This window comes from Dietzia sp. CQ4, assembly GCF_014145125.1.
In the GTDB taxonomy this organism is placed as follows: domain Bacteria; phylum Actinomycetota; class Actinomycetes; order Mycobacteriales; family Mycobacteriaceae; genus Dietzia; species Dietzia natronolimnaea.
On record NZ_JAALDZ010000050.1, the window covers coordinates 1 to 5,234 of the forward strand.

The 5,234-nt window shown below is 71.7% G+C and carries 4 protein-coding genes; all 4 read right to left on the reverse strand.

All coding sequences use genetic code 11. The features are described from left to right. Positions 1 to 1,485: type I polyketide synthase (locus G6031_RS03790; RefSeq protein ID WP_182652489.1), on the reverse strand; the 1,485-nt coding region annotated here is incomplete at its 3' end. A gap of 87 nt (positions 1,486 to 1,572) precedes the next feature. Next, positions 1,573 to 3,573 carry a long-chain-fatty-acid--AMP ligase FadD32 gene (fadD32, locus tag G6031_RS03795; protein WP_182652490.1) on the reverse strand — a complete coding sequence of 667 codons (2,001 nt, stop codon included), beginning with the start codon at positions 3,571 to 3,573 and terminating at the stop codon, positions 1,573 to 1,575. 111 nt (positions 3,574 to 3,684) lie between these two features. Further along, the gene (locus G6031_RS03800; protein ID WP_095717076.1) at positions 3,685 to 4,650 is read right to left on the reverse strand and encodes a cutinase family protein; all 966 of its coding nucleotides are present in this window, start codon (positions 4,648 to 4,650) and stop codon (positions 3,685 to 3,687) included. A 214-nt stretch (positions 4,651 to 4,864) separates the two neighbouring features. After that, positions 4,865 to 5,234: DUF732 domain-containing protein (locus G6031_RS03805; RefSeq protein ID WP_182652491.1), on the reverse strand; the 370-nt coding region annotated here is incomplete at its 5' end.

Below are 5,234 nucleotides of genomic sequence, written 5' to 3' on the forward strand. Positions count from 1 at the left end.
GCTCAGCCGCGCGGCGTCGAAGTCGATGTACGGGTTGGGGCCGGCGAAGTTGAGGGTGGGCGGGAGCGAGTCGTGCCCCATCCCGAGGATGATCTTGGCCAGGCCCGCGGCACCGGCCGCCGACTCCATGTGCCCGAAGTTGGTCTTGGCCGAGCCCAGCAGCGTGGGTCGATCGGCGTCGCGGCCGCGGCCGAGCACCTGTCCGATCGCGGTGGCCTCGATGGGGTCACCGAGGATCGTGCCCGTGCCGTGGGCCTCGATGTAGTCGACGTCCCTCGGGTCCACACCCGCGTCGGCGTACGCCTGGCGCAGCACCGCCACCTGGGCGTCCGGGTTGGGGGCGGTCATCCCGTTGGAGCGTCCGTCGGAGTTGACGGCGGACCCCTTGATGACGGCGAGGACCACGTCCCCGTCCCGTTCGGCCTCGGACAGGCGCTTCAGGATGAACAGTCCCCCGCCCTCCGCCCGGCAGATGCCGTTGGCGTCGGAGGAGAAGGCCTTGATGCGCCCGTCGGGGCTGAGCGCGGCCCCGGTCTTGGCGAAGCCCATGGTGGCGGCGGGCGCCAGCATCATGTTGACGCCACCGGCCACGGCCAGATCGGACTCGTGCAGGCGCAGCGAGTTGACGGCCTCGTGGATCGCGACCAGGGAGGTCGAGCACGCGGTGTCCAGGGTCATCGAGGGGCCGCGGAAGTCGAACGTGTACGACACCCGGTTGGAGATGATCGAGTTGGAGGCGCCCGTGACCGCGTACGGGGAGGCGGCGGCGGAGTCGGAGGTGAGGAACACCTGGTAGTCGCTGGACGACGAACCGATGAACACGCCCACCTCGTGGCCCTTGAGGTCACTCGCGGGCAGGTGCGCGTGCTCGAGGGCCTCCCAGGTGAGCTCGAGTGCGAGCCGCTGCTGCGGGTCCACCATCTCCGCCTCGCGGGGACTCATGCCGAAGAACTCGGCGTCGAAGTCCCGCACCTCGGAGTCGTCGAGCCACCCGCCCCGGTCCGGGGCCTCGGCCAGGACCTGCTGGACGTAGGAGTCACCCGCCCACTCGGACCAGCGGGTCGCCGGACGCGGGCTGGTGGCGTCCCGGCCCTCGGACAGCAGTTCCCAGGTGGCCTCGGGCGAGTCCGCGCCGCCCGGGAAACGGGTGGCGAAGCCGATCACGGCGACGTCGAACTCCATCCCCGCCCCACGGTGGCGGAAGGTGTGGAGGTCTCCGGGCTCGTCGATCTCGGCCGGTCCGTTGACCACGTACTCGGCGAGAGAGGCGATGGTGGGGTGCTGGTAGGCCACCGTGGCGTCCAGGGGACGGCCGAGCAGGTCCTCGAGATCCGCCGAGAGGGTCACCGCGTCCCGGGAGGACAGCCCGAACTCCTCGAGGGAGCGGTCGTCGGTCACCTTGGCGACGTCGAGCCCGGTGGCCCGGGAGACCCAGCCCCGCAACCAGTCGCGGAGCTCTACTACCGTCATCTCGCTCTGTGCCATCGTGGGGATCGCCTTTCCATCGGGTCTCGTCCGGTGTGCTCGCCCGTCGCCGCCGCGCACCGGTGGTGCCGTGAAGCGGCCCGGAAACTACTCCGCCGGCTCGTCGGGGAAGGCCGTCTGCTGGTGGCCTCCCCGCAGGGTCCCGTCGACGTAGGCGGTCTTGCAGGCGCGGCGGGCGATCTTGCCGCTGGAGGTTCGGGGGATGGACCCGGCGGGGACCAGGATCACGTCCTGCGCGGTGACCCCGTGCCTCGCCGAGATCGCCGAGCGGACCGCGTCCGCGATGGGTCCGGGATCCGCCTTCCCCGCACCGGGGGCGCGCTCGCCCACCACCACGAGGGTCTCCGAGGAGTCATCGGAGGGGATCACGGCGCCGTTACGGGCGTCGATCGGGAGCTGGTTGGCCGGCACGGAGAACGCGGCGACGAAGCCCGGGCGCAGCGAGGCGGAGGCGTCCTGCGCGGTGTTCTCGAGATCCTGCGGGTAGTGATTGCGTCCGGCGACGATCACGAGGTCCTTGACCCGACCGGTGATGTACAGCTGGCCGTCCACGTAGGCGCCGTAGTCACCCGTGCGGAGCCACCGTGCGCCGGAGGGGACGGTGCCGAACTCGCGCACCGTCCTCGAGTGCTCCGGGAGCCGCTCCGTGAGCCTGTTGCCGAACGTGGCCTCGGACTCCTCCGGCCGACCCCAGTAGGCCCGCCCGACGTTGGTGCCGTAGAGCCAGATCTCCCCGACCCGGCCCTCGGGCAGTTCCCGGCCGGTGCCGTCGTGCTCGCCCGTCGACCCGTCGACACCCGGCTCGACGATCACCGCCCACTGGCTGGGGGCCACGTACCCGCACGCCACCTGCGGGATGGCGTCCTCGTTGCCCTCCACCGCGTCGGGGTCCAGGACGGTCATGACGCCCTTGTTGAGGTCCTCCCGGTCCACGTGGATGACGATCGCCTCGTCGTCCTTGCGGGGCGAGGAGACGAAGAGCGTCGCCTCGGCCATGCCGTAGGAGGGCTTGATGGCGGTCGGCGCCAACCCGTACGGGGCGAACGCCTCGTTGAACGCGCGCATCGAGGCGGGGGTGACCGGCTCGGACCCGTTGATGATGCTGGTGACCCCGGAGAGGTCGAGCGACTCGCACTCCCGGGGCAGGCCACGACGGGCCGCGTGTTCGAACGCGAAGTTGGGGGCGGCGGCGAAGACCCCGTCGCCGTCGGACATCGCCCCGAGCTGGGTGACCCACCGCCCGGGACGCTGCACGAAGGCCCGGGGGCTCATGACGGTGATCGTGGCGCCGCCCATCGCCGGCAGGATCACGGTGAGCAGACCCATGTCGTGGAACAGCGGCAGCCAGGTCACGCCGCGGGAGGCGCGGGTCAGGCCCAGCCCGTCGAAGAGCTGCATGACGTTGGTGACGACGTTGCGGTGCGTGATCTCCACGCCGGCGGGGACGCGGGTCGACCCGGAGGTGTACTGCAGGTAGGCGATGTCGTCCGCACCCAGATCGGGCCGGGTCCAGCCCGAGCCCAGCTCGGCGGGGATCGCGTCGACGGCGACCGTGCGGGGCCGCTCCCGGGCGGGCAGGTCGCGGAAGAGCTTGCGGACCCCCGCCGCCGACTCGGTGGAGGTGAGGATGACGGACGGCGTGCAGTCCCCGAGGACCGCGTGGAGTCTGTCGTGATGACCCGGCTCGTCCGGATCGAACAACGGCACGGCGGTGAGACCGGCGTGGATGGCGGCGAAGAACGAGACGATGTAGTCGAGCCCCTGGGGCGCGAGGATGGCCACGCGGTCTCCCCGCTCCGCCACCTGCTGCAGCCGTGCGGCGATGGCGTAGAGCCGGTCCCCGAAGTCCGACCACGACAGTTCGGCGACCTCACCCTGCCGCGACGACGAGTAGTCGATGTAGCGGTAGATCAGCCCGTCCGCCGCGGGGTCCCGGCGTGCTGCGGAGACGTTGGATTCGACGAAGTCGACCAGGGTGGTGCGATCAGGGATGACGATCGCCCCGCTGGCGTCGTGGTACTGCTCGAACTCCACGTTGCTCCGTTCCGAACCGATGACTGGATGGTCGACGTCGCCGACCTCGGACATACCGGGCGACAAGCTTGGTCGATCTTACAGCGTGCCCCTGCGCACATCCGAACTCCGAATCCTCGACCCGGCCAGGCGTGTCGCGCCCATGCACGGTACTCGGTCGGGCGGTCAGTCGTGGGCGATCTCCGGTGCCGCGTCGACGAGTTCCCGCACGTGTCCGATGGTCCACTCCGGAACCGTGGTCCCCATGACGACGTCCGGGTTGGTCGCGTACATGGCGTGGATGGCGTTGTTGGCGACGAACTCCTGGAACCGGGCCGCCCCGTCCACCACGTTGAGCGGGGCGTTGCAGATGAGGTCCCGGGAGTCGCAGATCTGGGCGGTCCGGTCGTCGAGCGCCCCGAAGCCGCCGGGCCGCGGGCCGGTCATGGTGGCACCCGCGATGAGCTGCGTGAAGCCCGTCACCGGCTGGAGCGAGATCTCCATCCCCTGACCGGTCCCCGGCGACAGCCCCGGGGACTGGCCCTCGCCGGGCAGGCGCCGACCGTCGGCGATGAGGACCGAACCCCGGACGAGCTCCGCCGGGACCGGCCCGTTGCCGGTGCCGATCTCGCTGGTGAGGTCGCCGGCGATCACCGCCCCCTGGGAGAAGCCGAGCAGGATGTAGGAGGTGTACGGGCAGCGGTCGTGGACCGCGACCAACTCGGCGCGCGCGCGATCCGTGCCCTCGGCCCGGCTCTGGTCGTAGGTGATCTCGTCGGGGCGCTGGGGGTTCCGGAACTGTGCCACGTACGGGACCGTGAAGACCTCCAGGCGCTCGGCGGGGTACTGCTCCCCCAGCGGGTCCGTGATGGTCTTGAGCAGCGCGTTGGGCAGGAACGACGGCGCGTAGGGGTCGTCGGTGGGGCTGCTCTCCCAGGTGCCCGGCACGGCGATCATCTGCACGTCGGGGCAATCCGCGGGCTGGGTCAGCTCCGGCTCCGCCGGGCCGGGCAGCGGGCCGTCCGGACCCGTCGGCAGTCCCCGGTCACCGATCCACCAGCCGATCCCCAGCACCAGCAGGACCACCATGACGAGCGCTCCGAGCGAGCACCCGAGACGGCGGCCACCTCCACGACGCGATCCACGAGCCACGATACGAACTCCTTCCCGGGCGCCCGACACGAGTCCGCGGGCGGCCGACGACAGGTCCAACGCGCCACGGGGCCGCCGGGTTCCGCCGGCGGTCGTGGCACGTGTCACGACTCACCGCCCCGGGCGGCGCCCGGGGCGCACGCGCGTCTGGGGTCGAGCTGTGTCAGGGGTAGAGCGGCGTCACGGGCAGAGCGGTGTCAGGGGTCGAGCGGTGTCACGGGCAGAGCTGCCCGGCCGCGGAGTCCACGACGATCCGGGAGATCTCGTCGACCTCGCGGTCCGAGTACCCGCCCACCGAGATCTGCCCGGCCACGGCGTCGGCGATCGTGGTGGTCTCCCCCGCGGCCCCGCCGGTGGTCCGGATCCGACAGATCGTGTTGCCGGCGGCCACGAGCGAGTCGGACAGTTCCGCGGTCTCGATGTCCTGGGCCTCGAGCGCCGCGAGGTACCCACGCTCCCGCGCCCCCACGACCGGGGCCGTGTACCCCGGGGCGTCCGAGCCCACCGGTGCCGGCGCCTCGGTGAACCGCCCCGAGTCCTCGGTGGCGGGGACGCGGGCCTGCGAGGTGGCGGCGCCGCCCGGG

What these genes read in the sequence shown, in the direction of transcription:
- fadD32 (WP_182652490.1), bottom strand. Translation starts at nt 3,573, where the DNA reads ATGTCCGAGGTCGGCGACGTCGACCATCCAGTCATCGGTTCGGAACGG.